The sequence below is a fragment of the Rhodococcus tukisamuensis NBRC 100609 genome (assembly GCF_001894985.1).
GTDB lineage: Bacteria > Actinomycetota > Actinomycetes > Mycobacteriales > Mycobacteriaceae > Rhodococcus_G > Rhodococcus_G tukisamuensis.
The window spans coordinates 1-17,591 of the sequence record NZ_BCXG01000031.1 but is presented as its reverse complement, the minus strand read 5'-3'; the positions used below and the strand labels follow the sequence as shown (position 1 = coordinate 17,591).

17 protein-coding genes are annotated in these 17,591 nt (G+C 69.8%); all 17 read left to right on the top strand.

What is annotated here, in order from left to right; all coding sequences use genetic code 11:
- Positions 1-4 precede the first annotated feature (4 nt).
- The 17 genes from RT2_RS22280 (at position 5) to RT2_RS22200 (ending at position 17,591) form a co-directional block, all read left to right on the top strand.
- Entirely contained in the window at positions 5-1,222 is a 1,218-nt protein-coding gene (locus tag RT2_RS22280) for a cytochrome P450 (RefSeq protein WP_072846995.1), read from the top strand.
- The gene (locus RT2_RS22275; RefSeq protein ID WP_072846994.1) at positions 1,222-2,016 is read left to right on the top strand and encodes an SDR family oxidoreductase; all 795 of its coding nucleotides are present in this window, start codon (positions 1,222-1,224) and stop codon (positions 2,014-2,016) included. Before RT2_RS22280 ends, RT2_RS22275 begins: the two co-directional genes overlap by 1 nt.
- Positions 2,017-2,024: 8 nt before the next feature.
- On the top strand, positions 2,025-3,404 hold the full coding sequence (gene cyp51, locus RT2_RS22270) for a lanosterol 14-alpha demethylase (protein ID WP_072846993.1): 1,380 nt from the start codon (positions 2,025-2,027) through the stop codon (positions 3,402-3,404).
- Positions 3,401-3,595, top strand: coding sequence for a ferredoxin (locus RT2_RS22265; RefSeq protein ID WP_072847021.1), 195 nt, complete (start codon positions 3,401-3,403; stop codon positions 3,593-3,595). The genes cyp51 and RT2_RS22265 overlap by 4 nt, the downstream gene beginning before the upstream one ends.
- A 47-nt stretch (positions 3,596-3,642) precedes the next feature.
- The gene (locus RT2_RS22260) at positions 3,643-4,194 is read left to right on the top strand and encodes a Cif family virulence factor (protein ID WP_072846992.1); all 552 of its coding nucleotides are present in this window, start codon (positions 3,643-3,645) and stop codon (positions 4,192-4,194) included.
- A complete protein-coding gene (locus RT2_RS22255; RefSeq protein ID WP_072846991.1) occupies positions 4,188-5,450 on the top strand; it encodes a hypothetical protein in 1,263 nt (420 codons plus the stop codon). The genes RT2_RS22260 and RT2_RS22255 overlap by 7 nt, the downstream gene beginning before the upstream one ends.
- Positions 5,451-5,474: 24 nt before the next feature.
- On the top strand, positions 5,475-7,106 hold the full coding sequence (locus RT2_RS22250) for an acyl-CoA synthetase (protein WP_072846990.1): 1,632 nt from the start codon (positions 5,475-5,477) through the stop codon (positions 7,104-7,106).
- Positions 7,107-7,129: 23 nt separating this feature from the next.
- Positions 7,130-8,392: a cytochrome P450 gene (locus RT2_RS22245; protein ID WP_072846989.1), complete on the top strand. Its 1,263-nt coding sequence runs from the start codon at positions 7,130-7,132 to the stop codon at positions 8,390-8,392.
- A 111-nt stretch (positions 8,393-8,503) separates the two neighbouring features.
- A complete protein-coding gene (locus RT2_RS22240; protein WP_072846988.1) occupies positions 8,504-9,244 on the top strand; it encodes an MlaE family ABC transporter permease in 741 nt (246 codons plus the stop codon).
- A 4-nt stretch (positions 9,245-9,248) separates the two neighbouring features.
- Positions 9,249-10,100, top strand: coding sequence for an MlaE family ABC transporter permease (locus RT2_RS22235; protein ID WP_072846987.1), 852 nt, complete (start codon positions 9,249-9,251; stop codon positions 10,098-10,100).
- Between the two features lie 9 nt (positions 10,101-10,109).
- On the top strand, positions 10,110-11,279 hold the full coding sequence (locus RT2_RS22230) for an MCE family protein (RefSeq protein ID WP_072846986.1): 1,170 nt from the start codon (positions 10,110-10,112) through the stop codon (positions 11,277-11,279).
- Positions 11,276-12,298, top strand: a complete 1,023-nt coding sequence (locus tag RT2_RS22225; protein WP_072846985.1) for an MCE family protein — start codon at positions 11,276-11,278, stop codon at positions 12,296-12,298. The genes RT2_RS22230 and RT2_RS22225 overlap by 4 nt, the downstream gene beginning before the upstream one ends.
- Entirely contained in the window at positions 12,295-13,317 is a 1,023-nt protein-coding gene (locus RT2_RS22220) for an MCE family protein (RefSeq protein ID WP_072847020.1), read from the top strand. The genes RT2_RS22225 and RT2_RS22220 overlap by 4 nt, the downstream gene beginning before the upstream one ends.
- Positions 13,317-14,585, top strand: coding sequence for an MCE family protein (locus tag RT2_RS22215; RefSeq protein ID WP_072846984.1), 1,269 nt, complete (start codon positions 13,317-13,319; stop codon positions 14,583-14,585). The genes RT2_RS22220 and RT2_RS22215 overlap by 1 nt, the downstream gene beginning before the upstream one ends.
- Positions 14,582-15,745 (top strand): MCE family protein, encoded by a 1,164-nt coding sequence (locus tag RT2_RS22210; protein ID WP_072846983.1) that lies wholly within the window; start codon positions 14,582-14,584, stop codon positions 15,743-15,745. Before RT2_RS22215 ends, RT2_RS22210 begins: the two co-directional genes overlap by 4 nt.
- Positions 15,742-17,061, top strand: a complete 1,320-nt coding sequence (locus RT2_RS22205; protein ID WP_072846982.1) for an MCE family protein — start codon at positions 15,742-15,744, stop codon at positions 17,059-17,061. The genes RT2_RS22210 and RT2_RS22205 overlap by 4 nt, the downstream gene beginning before the upstream one ends.
- Complete coding sequence (locus tag RT2_RS22200; RefSeq protein ID WP_139191138.1) at positions 17,028-17,591, top strand: Rv1363c family protein; 564 nt, start codon at positions 17,028-17,030, stop codon at positions 17,589-17,591. The genes RT2_RS22205 and RT2_RS22200 overlap by 34 nt, the downstream gene beginning before the upstream one ends.

Below are 17,591 nucleotides of genomic sequence, written 5' to 3'. Positions count from 1 at the left end.
TTCCATGACCGAAGCCCTGGTCGACCCGGTGGTCTTCAACCCGTACGACTACCACTTCCACGACGATCCCTACCCCGTCTACAAACGGCTTCGCGAGCAGTCGCCGATCTACCACAACCCGGACCTCGGGTTCTGGGCGCTGTCGCGGCACCGCGATGTCGTGGAGGCGTTCAAGGACGGTCGACGCCTGTCGAGTGCCAACGGCGTCTCGCTCGACCCGGCGGCCTACGGTCCCCACGCGCACTACGTGATGTCGTTCCTCGCGATGGACGATCCGAGGCACATGCGGTTGCGGCAGTTGGTCTCTCGCGGATTCACCCCCCGCCGGGTGGCGGAACTGGACGGTCGCATCCAGCAACTGTCGAGGCTGCACCTGGCTCCGGCGCTCGCGGCGGGGGAGTTCGACGCGATCTCGGACTTCGCGGGCAAGCTGCCGATGGACGTCATCTCCGAGCTGATGGGCGTGCCGGAACCCGACCGCGCCGAGCTGCGCAGGATGGCGGACCTGGTGGTGCACCGGGAGGACGGCGTCCAGGACGTCCCGCCGGCCGCGGTCGAGTCCTCGATGACACTGATGACCTACTACAAGGACATGATTGCGCAGCGTCGACGCTCGCGCACCGAGGACCTCACGTCGGCGCTGCTGGACGCGGAGATCGACGGGGACAAGCTGTCCGACGCGGAGATCCTCGGGTTCATGTTCCTGATGGTGGTGGCGGGCAACGAGACCACCACCAAGCTGCTCGGCAACGCGCTCTACTGGGGCGCCCGCAATCCCGACCAGGTCGCTCCGCTCCTGGACGACGCCGGCCGGGGGTCTGTCGACGTGTCGCAGTGGACCGAGGAGACCCTGCGCTACGACACGTCGAGCCAGATCATCGCGCGGACCACCACGGAGGATCTCGAGTTCTACGGCGAGGCGGTGCCCGCCGGGGAGAAGATGCTGCTCCTGGTCGGCTCGGCCAACCGTGACTCCGACGTCTTCGAGGACGCCGACGAGTACCAGATCGGCCGGAGTTCGACCACCAAGCTGGCCAGCTTCGGGGGCGGCGTGCACTTCTGTCTCGGTGCCCACCTGGCCCGGCTGGAGACGAACATCGCGCTCGCCGAGTTCGCCCGACAGGTGTCGGGATTCGAGGTCGACGAGTCCGGGATCGAGCGCGTCCACTCGACCAACGTACGGGGCTTCGCCACCCTGCCGGTGAAGGTGCAGGTGCGCTGATGCCCAGATTCGCACCCCATCCCGCCAGGCGGCCCGCGCTGATCAGCGGCGCGTCCTCGGGGATCGGCGCGGCCACCGCCTATGCGCTGGCCGAGCTCGGTCATCCCGTCGCTCTCGGCGCCCGGCGGGTCGAGCAGAGCGAGGCGATTGCCGAGAAGATTCGCGGCGGCGGGGGAGAGGCGTTCGCGCACTTCCTCGACGTCACCGACAACGACTCGGTGGACGCGTTCGTCACGGCCGCGGAGCAGGCGCTCGGTCCCGGCGAGATCGTGGTCTCGGGGGCCGGCGACCTCGAGTTCGGTACCGCGGACCAGATGGACCCGGTCAGTTTCGCCAGGCAGATCGACGTGCACCTGGTGGGGGCGCAGCGTCTGGCCCACCGGGTCCTGCCCGGAATGCGGGAGCGCCGGCGCGGTGACTTCGTGCTGATCGGCTCCGACTGCGCCGACCGGCCGCGGCCCGGCATGGGCGCCTACGACGCAGCCAAGGCCGGTCTCGAGGCGATGGGGCGGCAGATGCGAATGGAGCTCGAGGGCACCGGGATTCGCGCGTCCGTCGTCCGTCCCGGACCCACCTTCACCGGGATGGGGATGGATTCCACTCCCGAGATCCTCGCCCCGGTCGCCGAGCTCTGGACCAAGTGGGGCTTTGCGCGGCACGGCTACTTCCTGCGCGCCTCCGACATGGCCAGCGCCGTCGTCGCGGTGGTGACCGCACCGCGTGGCGCGCATCTGGTCCTCGTCGAGGTGCAGCCCGAGGCGCCCCTCAACCCGCTCCCCACCACCACCTCCTAGGAGACGACATGACACACGGAGTGCAGGAGAAGCCGACGACACTGCCGGATCCGCCCCGGGTGTCCGGTGGCGAGCACGAGCACGGGCACCTCGAGGAGCTGCGCACGGATCCGATCGCGCTGATGCGCCGGGTGCGCGAGGAGTGCGGCGACGTGGGGATCTTCCAGCTTGCCGACCGTGAGGTGGTGCTGCTCGCCGGCGCCGAGGCCAACGAGTTCTTCTTCCGCTCCGCCGACGAGGACCTCGACCAGCAGGCCGCCTACCCGTTCATGAAGCCGATCTTCGGCGAGGGCGTGGTCTTCGACGCCAGCCCCGAGCGGCGCAAGGAGATGCTGCACAACTCGGCGTTGCGGGGCGAGCAGATGAAGGGCCACGCCGCCACCATCGGCAACGAGGTCGAGGCGATGGTCGCGGGCTGGGACGACGAGGGCGAGATCGACCTGCTCGACTTCTTCGCCGAGCTGACCATCTACACCTCGTCGGCCTGCCTGATCGGCAAGAAGTTCCGCGACCAGCTCGACGACCGGTTCGCCAAGCTGTACCACGAGCTGGAACAGGGCACCGACGCGATCGCCTTCGTCGACCCGTACGCGCCGATCGACAGCTTCCGGCGCCGAGACGAGGCAAGGGTCGCGCTGGTCGCGCTGGTGCAGGAGATCATGAACGGGCGGATCGCGAGCCCGCCGCAGGGCCGCGACGACCGCGACATGCTCGACGTGCTCGTGTCCGTCAAGGACGAGAACGGCGAGCTGCGGTTCAGCGCCGACGAGATCACCGGCATCTTCATCTCGATGATGTTCGCCGGTCACCACACCACCTCCGGCACCGCGGCCTGGTCTCTGATCGAACTGCTCCGCCACCCCGACGTGATGACGCGGGTGGTGACCGAACTCGACGAGCTCTACTCCGACGGCGCGGACATCAGCTTCCATGCGCTGCGCCAGATCCCGGTACTCGAGTCGGTGGTGAAGGAGACGCTCCGCCTGCACCCACCGCTGATCATCCTGTTGCGGGTGGCCCGCGGGGACTTCGAGGTCGGCGGGTACCAGATCCACGAGGGCAATCTGGTGGCGGCGACGCCCGCGATCTCGAATCGGATCCCGGAGGACTTCCCGCGACCCGACGACTTCGACCCGGGCCGCTACCTCGACCCGAACCAGGAGGACATCGTCAACCGGTGGACCTGGATCCCGTTCGGCGCGGGCAGGCACCGGTGCGTCGGGGCGGCGTTCGCCCAGATGCAGCTCAAGGCGATCTTCTCGATTCTGCTGCGGGACTACGAGTTCGAGATGGCGCAGCCTCCCGAGACGTACCGCAACGACCACAGCAAGATGGTCGTCCAACTGCAACAGCCGTGCCGGGTGCGCTACCGCAGGAGGTCGCGATGAGAGTCGAAGTGGACCTGGACCTGTGCCAGGGGCACGCGGCCTGCGAGACGGAGGCCCCGGACGTGTTCGCGGTGCCGAACCGGGAACAGGTCACGATCCTCGACGCCACACCCCCCGAATCGCTGCGCGCCGACGTGGAGAACGCCGTCCGGTACTGCCCGACGCGGGCGCTGCGCATCGCGGAGAGCTGACGAGCACCACGCCACCATCCACACACACTCGAGGGAGACGATTGACGATGACCGGATTCGACCGCGCCGAGCTCGACGAGATGGTTCAGCGCTGGATTGACGAGAACAAGCGGGCCGAGGCCGCCGGCGACTGGAAGCCGTTGGCGGACATGTACACCGAGGATGCGACCTACGGCTGGAACTACGGGCCGAAGCAGGACTTCATGGCCGTCGGGCGCGAGGAGATCCGGGAGGTGGCCCTCGGCCTGGAGATGAACGGGCTCGAGGGCTGGCAGTACCCGTACCAGGACTTCGTCGTCGACGAGCACAGCGGGAACGTGATCGGCCTGTGGAAGCAGGTCTCGGACGCCACCCGCGCCGACGGCAGCAGCTATGCGGTGCACGGAATCGGCGGCAGCTGGTTTCGGTACGGCGGCAACTTCCAGTGGTCGTGGCAGCGCGACTTCTTCGACTTCGGCAACGTCTCCGCGCTGTTCATGGAGATGATCCAGGACAACGCACTCTCGACCGGCATGCAGTCTCGGATCCAGCGGTCCGTCTCCGGCGAGCGACTGCCCGGCTGGTACCCGGCCGGCAAGGCTCCGGTTCCGCTGTGGTGAGCCCGGTGACGCGGCCCCAGCACTCGTTCGCCGACCTGTCCCGGCGTGACCTGGCCACGCTGGTCCCCGAACTGCTGCTCTGCGGCCAGCTCATCGACCGCTCCGGAATGGCCCATCTGATAGTGGAGTTCGGTCGCGAGGGCATGGCGCAGGTCGCCATCGAGGAGTGGCAGGCGTCGAGCCCCTGGTACACCCGCCGCATGCAGAAGGCGCTGCGCTACGAGGGCGACACGGTGGTGACCATCTTCAAGGGCCTGCAGCTCGACATCGGGGCGCCGTCGCAGTTCATGGACTTCCGTTACCGGGTGGACGACCCGCAGCACGGCGAGTTCTGGCTGGACCACTGCGGCGCACTGATCGACGTCGAACCGCTGGGGGACGAGTACGTCACCGCGATGTGTCACGACATCGAGGACCCGACCTTCGACGCGACCGCGCTCGCCACCAACCCGCACGCCCAGGTTCGGCCGATCCACCGGCCGCCGCGCCGGCCCGCCGACCGGCACCCCCAATGCGCGTGGACGGTGGTCATCGACCCGGCCCACGTGCCGCCTGTGATGGAGCCGCACACCGAGCAGATCGGTCGCACCGCGGCCAATGCGTTGGAGCTGAGCCCGATCGAGGCCGACGGGGACGGCGCCCACGACTACTCGGGACCCTTGCTCGCCGACGTCCGGTTCTCGGACTTCTCCTCCTCGGCGCTGGTGCGGATCGCCGAGGAGGTGTGCCTGCAGCACCACCTGCTCGCGCTCGGATTCCTCGTCGCGGTGCGCAAGCGGGCCCCCGAGGGCAAGGTCCTGGAGATCACCCGCAAACAGCTGACCGGCATCGCCGGTGTGGCCGCGCAGCGCATCCGCGACGCGCTAGGCCTGCCGTCCGACCTCGAGGGGCTGGCGGCCGTGCTCTCGCTGCACCCGCTGCTCAACCCGAGGCAGTACGTGGACAGCGGGATCCGGTTCGGCGGCGACCGCCTCGAGCTGTGGATCGGTCGCCGCGGCCCGGTCGACGCAGACGGCGGGTGGCCGACGCTCGTCGACGGCGACCACCTGGAGCCGTTGCAGGCGCTGGTGCGCGGGGTGAACCCGCACTTCACGGCGCGGGTCGTGAGCGAGGGCCCGGCCGGTCTGCTCGTCGCTGTCGACACCGACGTCGAGCCGGCACCCGAATGCGTTGAGGTGGCGATCACCAAGGTCAGCACCGGCGCGGGATTTGTCTTCGAAGACCGCGGAATTCCGTTGCCGCTCTATGTGGTGTGAGCGGCCGACCCCGAAGGACGTTGCATGGCCTACACGTTCGCAGACCTGTTTGAGCACGCCGTCGACGCGATGCCGGACCGCATCGCCCTCATCGCCTCGGGGGAGGAGGTCACCTTCCGGGACCTCGACGAGCGTGCCAACCGCCTGGGGCACCATCTCGAGACCGCCGGATTCGGCGCAGGCAGCCACATCGGCATCCACATGCACAACTCGATCGAGACGATGGTCGCCGTGCTCGCGGCCTTCAAGGTCCGGGCCGTGCCCATCACCGTGAACTACCGGTACACCACCGACGAGCTGGTGTACCTCTACGACAACGCCGACCTCGATGCGCTGGTGTTCCACGCGGGATTCGCCGGACCGGTGGCCGAGGCGCTGCCCGGGGCCCCACGAATCCGGCACCTGGTCGAGGTGCCGGACGTGCTCGCCACGGAGCCGAGCCCCGTCCGACACGGTGCGGTCCGCTACGAGGACGTGCTCGCGGCGGCCAGCCCGGCGCGTGGGTTCGGCCGGCGCAGTGGCGACGACGTCTACATCCTCTACACCGGCGGCACCACCGGCCGGCCCAAGGGCGTGGTGTGGCGTCAGGAGGACATGTGGCGGGTGCTCGCCGGCGGCCTGGACTTCTTCACCGGTGAACCGATCCTCGACGAGTTCCAGCAGTCCCGCACCGGGGCGGCCGGCGAGCCGATGCGGATGCTGATCCTGCCGCCCCTGATCCACACCTCGGCGCTGATGCCGACGTTCACCGCGCTGCTCGCAGGCAACGCGGTGATCTACGACCCGAAGTTCGACGCCGCCCGAACCTGGCAACTCGTCGGCCGGCATCGGCCGACGGCGATGGTCATCACCGGCGACGCGATGGGCAGACCACTGGTGGAGGCACTGCGCGCCAGCGCGGTGGACACGTCCAGCCTGTCCGTGGTGGCCTCGGGTGCCGCCCTGTTCTCAGGTTCGGTCAAGGACGCCTTTTTCGAGGTCCTCCCAGACCTGCTCATCTCGGATTCGGTCGGGTCTTCCGAAACCGGTTTCGGGGGAATCGGTTTCGCCACCAAGGGCCTCGACCAGCGGGGTGGTCCGAAGGTGGGCAAGCACCGTCACACGGTGGTCGTGGACGACGAGAACCGGGTGCAGGCACCGGGGTCCGGCGCCGAGGGCTGGCTGGCGAAGATCGGACCGGTGCCCCTGGGGTACTACAACGACCCGGCCAAGTCCGCCGAGATCTTCCGTCAGGTGCACACCGCCGGCGGACCCGCGCGGGCGGTGGTCACCGGCGACCGCGCGCGGATCGAGGACGACGGCTCCGTCACCCTGCTCGGTCGCGGCAACATGGTGATCAACACCGGCGGGGAGAAGGTGTTCGCCGAGGAGGTCGAGGCGGTGGTCAAGGCCCACCCCGACGTGTACGACGCGATCGTGGTCGGTGTCCCCGACGAGCGCTGGGGCAGCCGGGTCGCCGTCGTGATGCGCGCCCGCGACGGCCTGCCCGACTTCGAGGGCATCGAGAAGCACGCCCGTAGCCAGCTGGCCGGATACAAGATTCCGCGGTCCTTCTGGATCGTGCCCGAGGTCGAGCGGACATCCAGCGGCAAGCCGGAGTACCGGTGGGCCCGCGGCCACGCGACCGCCCACGCACCCGATCACCGGATCGACTGACATCCCACCGAAAGGCCCCAGCCATGAGCGAGTTGAAGGTTCCGAAACTCGACCTGCCGCCAGGCTTCGACGTCACCGACCCGAAGCTGTACGGCGACCGGGTGCCGCTCGAGGAGTTCGCGCAGTTGCGTCGCAGTGCACCGGTGTGGTGGAACGAGCAGGCGTCGGGAACGGGGGGATTCCACGACGGTGGGTTCTGGGTGGTGTCCCGGCACGCCGACGTACGGGATGTCTCGTTGCGACCGGAGGACTTCTCCAGCAACGTGAACGGGTGCATTCCGCGGCACGAGGACAACATCACCGCGGAGGAACTCGAGGCGACCAAACACGTCCTGATCAACAAGGACGCGCCCGAGCACACCCAGCTGCGCAAGCTGGTCTCGCGGCTGTTCACCCCGCGGGCGGTCGAGTCGATGCGGGCGGAGCTCGCCGCGCGCGCCGAGACGATCGCGGCCGCGGCCGCCGCGAACGGACGCGGCGACTTCGTCCGGGAGGTGGCCAGCGAGCTCCCGATGCAGGCGATCTCGGAGCTGCTCGGGGTGCCGGATGACGCCCGGGAGCAGTTGTTCGACTGGTCCAACCAGATGACCGGGTACGACGACGACACACTCGCCGGTGCGTCCCGGATGGCGTCGGTGCAGATCCTCGGCTACGCCTACCAGCTGGCGGAGACGCGCCGAGCGGACCCGGCGGACGACATCATCTCGCGGCTCGTGCACGCCGACGTGGACGGCGAAGCGCTGACCGCGGAGCAGTTCGGGTTCTTCGTGATCATGCTCGCCGTTGCCGGAAACGAAACCACCCGCAACGCCACGACACTCGGGATGATCGCGTTCATGGAGAACCCCGAGCAGTGGGAGCTCTACAAGCGGGAACGGCCGAAGACGGCCGCAGACGAGATCATCCGGTGGGCGTCCCCGCTGACGTCGATGCAGCGGACGGCGCTGGTGGACACGCAGATCGGGGGCACCGCGATCACGGCGGGCCAGCGGGTGGTGCTGCTGTACGGGTCGGCGAACTTCGACGAGGACGTGTTCGAGCACCCGAACACCTTCGACATCACCCGGGACCCGAACCCGCACCTGGCATTCGGCGGCACCGGCCCGCACTACTGCATCGGCGCCAACCTGGCGCGGATGGAGATCGACCTGATCTTCGACAAGATCGCCGACCACATGCCCGACATCTCGAAGCTCGGCGATCCCCGTCGCCTGCAGTCCGGATGGCTCAACGGGGTCAAGCGATTCGACGTCGACTACGGAGGTCAGTGCCCCGTCGCGCACTGACGCCCCGGGCGCCGAGCAGTCGCGTACCCACAGACACCGTCACACCGAGACTCAGTCACACACCGAGACGCAGGGGAGGGGCTCGTGCAACAGAGCAGATTGTCCGGACCGATGCGGGAGCTCGGCCAGTTCTACCGGATGGGCGCGGACGTCGCGATCGGAGTGGTGCGCACCCGTTTTCAGCTCCAGGAGTTCCTCGAACAGAGCTGGATGATCGCGAGGGTCTCGATCGTGCCGACGGTGCTGGTGGCGGTGCCGTTCACGGTGCTGGTCAGCTTCACCCTCAACATCCTGTTGCGCGAAATCGGTGCCGCCGACCTGAGCGGCGCCGGCGCCGCACTGGGCGCGGTGACCCAGGTGGGGCCGGTGGTGACCGTGCTGATCGTGGCGGGCGCCGGCGCGACCGCGATCTGCGCCGACCTGGGCTCGCGGACCATCCGGGAGGAGATCGACGCCATGGAGGTGCTCGGCATCGACCCGGTGACGCGGTTGGTGATCCCCCGGGTGGCCGCGTCGACGGTGGTGGCGCTGCTGCTCAACGGCCTGGTGTGCATGATCGGCATCGCGGGCGGCTTCGTCTTCTCCGTCTTCCTGCAGGGGGTGAACCCCGGCGCGTTCGCTGACGGGGTGACGCTGCTGACGGGGCTGCCGGAGGTGGCGATCTCCGCGGTCAAGGCCACGCTGTTCGGGGCGGTCGCCGGACTCGTCGCCTGCTACCGCGGCCTGACGGTGCGGGGCGGGCCAAAGGGGGTGGGGGAGGCGGTCAACGAGACCGTCGTCTACTCGTTCATGGCGCTGTTCGTGATCAACACCATCGTCACCGCGGTGGGTATCCGACTGACGGCGGGATAGCGGCATGTCACTGGCAGCGACCGGCAAGTTCGGCCGGACCCGGCGGCGGCTCGGACGCCTCTCGAACGCGGCCGAGGAGCTCGGCTACCAGGCGGTGTTCTTCGGCCGAGCCGTCGCGTACATCCCGCTGGCCTTGCGCAACCACCCCAAGGAGGTGCTCCGGCTGATCGCCGAGATCTCCATGGGCACCGGCGCGTTGGCCCTGATCGGCGGCACCGTCGCGGTGGTCGGCTTCCTCACCCTCGCCTCCGGCGGCACCATCGCGATCCAGGGCTTCAGCTCGCTTGGCAATATCGGTGTCGAGGCGCTGACCGGGTTCTTCTCCGCCTTCATCAACGTTCGGATCGCCGCCCCTGTGATCGCCGGCATCGGGCTCTCGGCCACCATCGGCGCAGGCTCCACCGCCCAGATCGGCGCCATGCGGATCAGCGAGGAGATCGACGCCCTCGAGTCGATGGCCATCAGTGCGGTCCCCTACGTGGTGAGCACCCGGGTGCTGGCCGGGATGCTGTCGATCCTGCCGCTGTACTCGCTGGCTCTGGTGGCGTCGTTCCTGGCGGGACGGTTCACCACCGTGGTGATCTTCGGCCAGTCGTCGGGCCTCTACGACCACTACTTCACGACGTTTCTCGATCCGGTCGACGTGGCGTGGTCGTTCGTGCAGGTGCTGGTGATGGCGGCCCTGGTGATGCTCATCCACACCTTCTACGGCTTCAACGCGGCCGGCGGGCCGTCCGGTGTGGGCACGGCGGTGGGCCGTGCGGTCCGGTTGTCGCTGATCTGCGTGGTCGCGGTGACGCTGCTGGTCTCCCTCGCCCTCTACGGCGGCTCCGACAACTTCAACCTGTCCGGGTAGGAGGCGACCATGCGCAGACACCGCTACAAGCTCGCGGCCCTGGCGCTGGTGGGCGCCGCCGTCGGGGTGGTCGCCCTCGCGGTCGCACTGTTCAACCAGGCGTTCACCGACCGGGTCCCGGTGACCGTCGTCGCCGAACGCGCCGGGCTGGTGATGGACCCGGGTGCCCGGGTGAAGATGGCGGGGGTCACGGTCGGCACGGTCGAGTCGATCACGCCGACGGACGAGCTCACCGCGCGACTGTCCCTGCTCGTCGATCCCGGTGCGCTCGAGGCGATTCCGGAGAACGTCGAGGTGGTGATCACCTCCAACACCGCGTTCGGCGCCAAGTTCGTCAGCCTGTCCGCGCCCGCCGATCCCAGCCCCGCGCGGCTCACCCCCGGCGCGACGATCGATGCCTCGCACGTGACGGTCGAGATGAACACGGTGTTCGAGAACCTGACCTCGGTGCTGCGCACCGTGGAACCCGGCAAACTCGACGCGACGCTGGGCGCGATCTCGACGGCGCTGCAGGGCCGGGGCGAACTCCTCGGCGAGACCGTGGACAAGGCGGACCGCTCGCTGGCCGAGTTCGCCGCCGCCCGCGGCGCCCTCGACCGGGTGCTAACCTCCCTGCCGCCGGTGACCGGCACCTACGCCGAGGCGGCCCCGGACCTGATGGCCTCGCTCGGATCGCTCACCACCACCGGGACCACCGTCCTCGACGGACGGCAGAGCCTGGACCTGCTGCTGCTGAACGTGACCGGGCTGGCGAACACCGGCGCCGAGGTGCTCGGCGCCAACTCCGACGCCGCGGCCGACGTGCTCTCGCTGCTGCGTCCGACGACGGCACTGGTCGCGGAGTACTCGCCGGTGATCCCGTGCATGTTCCACGGCCTGCAGGAGAGCAAGAAGATCGGCGACGGCGCCTACAACGGCCAGCCGGGTATCAAGATGTCGATCGGGCTGATCGCGGGCACCGAGCCGTACCGGTACCCGGACGACCTGCCCAAGGTCGCGGCCACCGGCGGACCGCACTGCATGGGCCTGCCGTTGCGGGACCCGAACGTCAACGCACCGTTCCTGGTGACCGACACCGGGGTCAATCCGTTTGCGTCGCAGCGGCAGCCGAACGGTGGCCAACCGGCGACGACGGTGCCGAACCTGCTCAGCTACCTGTTCGGGACGGAGGTGCGATGAAGGTGCGGGGTCATGCCGTCAAGTTCGGGATCTTCGTCCTGGTCATGGTGTTGGTGAACGCGGCCCTGGTCCTCGTGTTCGGGCAGTTGCGCAGCGGCGGGGCGACGGCGTACTCGGCGGAGTTCGTCAACGCCTCGGGACTGAGGTCCGGGGACAAGGTACGCATCGCGGGAGTTCCGGTGGGTGCGGTCAGCTCGGTCGAGTTCGGCGGGAACCACCGCGCGCAGGTGGAGTTCACCGTCGCGTCCGGGAACACGCCGACGACCGAGACCCGGGCCGCGGTCCGCTACCAGGACCTCGTCGGGAACCGGTACCTCGAGCTGCTGGACGCTTCGACCGGCGCGCCCCCGCTCGACCCGGGCGTCACCATCCCGGTCGAGCGAACCGCCCCCGCGCTGGACCTGGACGCGCTGCTGGGCGGGTTCCGGCCTCTGTTCCGGGCCCTCGACCCGGAGCAGGTCAACGCCCTGTCCATGTCCTTGCTCGAGGTGTTCCAGGGTCAGTCCGGGACCGTCGCGTCGGTGCTCGCGCACACCGGGTCAATCACCAACACGCTCGCGGACCGGGACCAGCTGATCGGCCAGGTGATCGACAACCTCGACGGCGTGCTGAGCGAACTGCGTGGGCGCGGTGGACAGTTCAGCGGCACGCTCGAGCACCTGCAGCAACTCTTCAGCGGGCTCGCTGCGGACCGCGAGACGATCGGCCACGCGGTGACGAGCGTGAACACGGCGACCGGCACCTTCGCCGACCTGCTCGCCGACGTCCGGCCGAACATCGCCGGCACACTGCGCGAGCTGAACACCAGCCTGGACCCGTTGGTCGAGCAGCAGGGCGAGCTCAATCGCATCGTCGAGTCGATGCCGTCGAACTACCGGCAGCTGATCCGCGTCGGCGCGTACGGCTCGTTCTTCAACTTCTACCTGTGCGGGATCGCGATGAAGGTCGACGGTGCCGACGGCAGACCGTTGACCGTCGACCTCGTGGACCAGGAGACCGGGAGGTGTGCGCCGCGATGAGGATGATGGCGGAGAAGCAGGCGGTACGGGTGGGGGTCGTCGGCCTGGCGGTCACGGCCGCCGTGGTGCTGGCCGCGCTGCAGTACCAGAACCTCCAGTTCCTGAAGAGCGGAGTGGGCTACAGCGCGGTGTTCGAGGACGCCGGTGGCCTGGCCGTAGGCGACGAGGTCAACGCCGCCGGGGTGAAGGTCGGCACGGTCGAGCGGATCGGGGTCGAGGACGGCCGCGCCCGGGTGGACTTCACCCTCGACGGCTCGGTGGGCATGGGAGGGACCACGTCCGCGGCCGTCACCACGATGTCGCTGCTCGGGAAGCGGGCCGTCACCCTCGGCCTCGACGGCGCCGGCCGGATCCCGGTCGGCGGCCAGATCCCGCTCGAGCGCACCCGGTCGGCGTACTCCCTGCCGGATGTGCTCGGAGACCTGACCGGCACGGTGGAGGACATCGACCTCGACCGGCTGTCCGCTTCCCTCGACGAGGTCGGGAACGTGATGGCGGACGCCGCGCCGGCGTTGCGGCCCGCCCTCGACGGGGTGAGCCGCATCTCCGAGAGCGTCACCCGCCGCGACGAGACGCTGCGGACCTTGCTCGCCGATGCGAACCACGTCGCGGGGGTGCTGGCCGAGCGCGGCCCGCAGGTCGACTCGCTACTGGTGGACGGCAACGCGCTGCTCGGCGAACTCGACCGCAGGCAGGACGCCCTGGCGGCGGTGATCACCAACGTCTCGGCGGTGTCCACCCAGCTCAGCGGGCTGGTGCACGACAACGAGGCGCAACTGAGTCCGGTCCTCGACAAGCTCAACACCGTGGTCGGGATCCTGCAGAGGAACAAGGACAACCTGGCCAGCGGCATCGACGGGCTCGGCACCTACGTCGGGACGCTCGGCGACACCGTGGCCAGCGGGCCCTTCTACTACGCCTACGTGCAGAACCTGGTGCCCGCGCAGTACACCCAGCCGCTGCTCAACTCGATGTTCGGGCTGCCGCCCGCGCCGCTCCCCATCCCGGAGGTCCGCTGATGTCCGCGTGGCGTGGGTTCGGCCGGCGCCGGGCGGTCGCCGTCGGTGCCGCCCTGACGCTGGTGGTGGTCGTCGCGGTCGTCGGATACCTTGCGGCGGAGCACTTCCGGTACTACCGGGTGACGGCGTACTTCACCTCCACAACCGGCCTGTACGTCGGCGACGATGTCCGCGTGGTGGGGGTCGACGTCGGCCGGGTCACCGGCATCAGCCCGGACGGCGACCGGATGCGGGTGCAGCTGAAGCTCGCCCGATCGGTCCCGGTGGCCGCGGACGCGAAGGCGGTGATCGTGGCGCAGTCACTCGTGTCGGCGCGCTTCGTGCAGCTGACCCCGGCCGTCACCGGCGACGACGGTGAGGCGCTCGGCGACGGCGCCGAGATCGGGCTGGACCGCACCGCCGTCCCCGTCGAGTGGGACCAGGTCAAGGAGCAGCTGGGGCGCGCCGCGGACGCGTTGGGGCCCAAGGGGACCGATCGCGGTCCGGTGGCGAACCTGCTCGACGGGGCGGGGACCGCGTTGCAGGGCAACGGCGCGGCCCTGGGCGAATCCGTCGTCGAGCTGTCGCAGGCGATGAGCACGCTCAGCAGCGGCGGCGGGGACCTGTTCGGGACCATCCGCGGGTTGCAGACGTTCACCACCGCGCTGGCCGCCAGCAACGAGCAGATCGTCCAGTTCCAGGGCCGGCTCGCGACCGTGACGGGCGTCCTGGCCGACGGCCGAACGCAACTGGCGCCGGCGCTGGCGGACCTCGACGGCGCGATCACCGACGTGCAGCGCTTCGTCGCGCAGAACCGGACCGGGCTGACCGAGCAGGTGAGCAGGCTCGCCGACGTCGCGCAGGTGCTGGTGGACAAGCGTGACGGCCTGGAGAAGGTGCTGCACCTGGCGCCGACCGCGCTGTCCAACTACTACAACGTCTACCGGCCGGCGCAGGGCGCGATGGTCGGCGTGCCCGCCTTCCAGAACGTGGGCAACCCGATCGACCTGATCTGCGGCGGCATCGCCGGACTGGCAAACGAGACCTCGGACAAGGGGGCCGAACTGTGCGCCCAGTACCTCGGCCCGCTGCTGAACACGGTCCGGGCCAACTACCCGGACCTGAGCATCAACCCGACCCGTGCGCTCGGTGCGACCCCCGACCAGCTGGTGTACAGCGAACCGCAGTTGGTGCCCGCCGCCGCCGCGCCCCCGGCGCTGACCCTGCCGACGGTGCCGGTGGCGCCGGACCTGGCCCAGCTGATGACACCGGGGAGGGGGACCCGATGACGGTGCGCAGGAGGGGGATCGGTGTGGCGGCCGCGGTGGCGGCGCTGGTGCTGTCGGGGTGCCAGTGGAGCGGACTGAACTCGGTGCCCCTGCCCGGGGCCGCCGGCCGCGGCGAGGGCAGCTTCTCGGTGGTGATCGAGATGCCCGACGTCACCACGATCAGCCCGAACTCCCCGGTGCTGGTGGGTGACGTCACCGTCGGCAGCATCAGCGCCATCGAGACCGATGGCTGGCACGCGAAGGTGACGGTGTCGCTGGACGAGTCGGTCCGGCTGCCGGCGAACGCGACCGCGAAGATCGGCCAGACCAGCCTGCTGGGTTCCAAGCACGTCGCGTTGGCGCCGCCGACGGACGTCGTGCCCGCCGGGCAGTTGGCGGAGGGATCGGTGATCCCGCTGGCCTCGGCAGGGGTGTACCCGACCACGGAGGAGGCGCTGACCGCACTGTCCGTCGTCCTCAACGGCGGCGGGCTCGCGCAGGTGCAGTCCATCACGACCGAACTGAACGAGGCGATGGACGGCCGCACGGACGCCGCGCGGGACCTGCTCTCGCAGTTGGACTCCCTGACCGAGCTCCTGGACCGCCAGCGGGAGGCGATGGTGACGACGATGACGAACCTGGACGGGTTCGCCGGTGAGGTCAACGCCCAGCGGGACGTGCTCGGCAGGGCCCTCGACACGCTCGACCCGGCGATGGCGGAACTCGCCGCCCAGCGCACCGACCTGACCGCCGCCCTCGACTCGGTCGGCAGGTTCGGCGATGTCGGGACCGATCTGGTGAACCGGACCCGGGACGACCTGAAAGCGAACCTGACGGCCCTCGAACCGACGCTGCAACAGGTCGTCGCGGCGGGGTCGGACCTGATCGACAACCTGGGCAACCTGAGCACCTTTCCGTTCCCGCAGACCACGATCGACGACGGCATGCGCGGCGACTACACGAACCTGTGGGCGCTGATCGACCTGACGACACCCCGGCTGCGGTCGGGCCTCGGCTTCGGTACCCCGCTCGGGGAGCCGCCGGCCACCGCCGCGGGCGCCGCACCGATCGACCCGTTGACCGCGCCGCTCCGGGCGGTGGGCAGGGCCGCAACATCGCCCGAGAGCGCGCCCGAAACCACGCCCGAGGCCAAGCCCGAGAAGGAGGGGAGTGGCCGATGATCCTCACGCCGCTCGTCCGCAGACAGCTCGCGATCTTCGCTGTCCTCGCGGTGCTCGGCATGACGGCCGCCGCGATTTCGTACCTGCGGGTGCCGACCATGCTGGGCATCGGGCGCTACACGGTGACGCTGGAACTGCCCAACGCCGGTGGCCTCTACCGCAACGCGAACGTCACCTACCGCGGCGACACCATCGGCCAGGTTCGGCAGGTCCGTCTGGACCCGGACGCCGTCCGGGCCGAGTTGTCGCTGCGGAGTGCGGTTCCGGTGCCGACCGCCGGGCTTGCCGTCTCGGTGCGCAGCGTGTCCGCGATCGGCGAGCAGTACGTCGACCTGCAACCGGCCACCCGGGAGGGGCCGTTCCTCGCCGACGGCGACGTGATCGGCAGGGACCGGGTGGACGTCCCGCAGGAGATCGGCCCCGTCCTGGACCAGGCGAAGGCGATGCTCGCGTCGGTCCCGCAGGACAAACTGCGGTCGGTGATCGACGAATCGGCGACCGCGTTCGCGGGCCGGGGTCCGGACCTTGCGCGGTTGCTGGACTCGACCGCCTCGTTCGTCGACCAGATGTCGGGGGCGAGCACCCCCGCGACCACCCTGGTGCAGCAGTTGGCGCCGCTGCTCGACACCCAGGTGGTGACCGGCGAACAGATCCGGCAGTGGGCCTCGAACGTGGCGCACCTGAGCGGCCAGCTCGCCACCGCGGACGGGTCCGTGCGCGAGATCCTCGACCGGGGACCGGGATTCGCCGCCGAGGCCGACGCCCTGTTCCAGGAGCTGCGGCCGACCCTGCCGCTGCTGCTGGCCAACCTGACCGGCACCGGCCAGGTCGCGGTCACCTACAACGCGGCCCTCGAGCAGGTGCTGGTGATCTTGCCGCCGCTGGTGGCCGCGCAGGAGACCGTGGTGCAGCGCGGGCAGGCCGACGGCGCGGCGAACGTCAACTTCCACCTGCAGGCGCAGGACCCGGCGGCCTGCTCGACCGGATACCTGCCCGCGGATCAGCGCCGGGACCCCACCCAGACGAGTGTCCCGGAGACGCCCGCTGACCTGTTCTGCAAGGTTCCCCAGGACTCGAAGTTCGCGGTCCGCGGGTCCCGGAACATGCCGTGCCTCGAGGTGCCGGGCAGGCGTGCCCCCACCCCGCAGATCTGCCGCAGTGCCGAGGGCTACGTGCCGTCCGGCACCAATGCACCCGACGAGCTCTACGCCGGTGCGGACGGGGCCGGGTACCGGCACACCGACCTCGCGCCGGCCGTGGGGACGGACCCGAAGGAGCCGCAGTGGCAACAGTTGCTGACCGTGCCGAACCCGTAGGGGCGCAGGACCGCGAGACAGAGACTCCGCGGGTCCGGCGGGGGTCGCGTGCCTGGCGCATCGTGTCGGGAGTTCTGGTGGGCGTGGTGCTGGCAGCGCTGGTCGCCACGGTCGCGGTGGCCGCGTCTACCCTTTACGCGGATCGGGCGCGGGAGGCGCACCGGCAGGCGCTGGTCGACGCGGCCGGCGCCGGTGTCCTGGCCCTGATCGGTGTCCGCGCCGACACCGCCGACGCGGACCTGGACAGGTTGCGGGCGCTCAGTACCGGCACCTTCGCCGCCGAACTTCGGGACGGCGGCGCCGGGTTCGTCGGCTCGATTCGCGACGCCGATGTGAACTCGGACGGTCGCATCGACGCGGCCGCGCTGGCCGGGGAGTCCGGGACGTCCGCGGTGGTGGTGGTCGCGGCCTCGGCCCGGGTCAGCAATGCTGCGGGCCCCGACGGCGCCCAACGGACCTACCGACTCCGGGTCGGTGTGGACGAGGTGGACGGGCGACTGCTGATGTCGAGTGTGGAGTTCGTGCCGTGA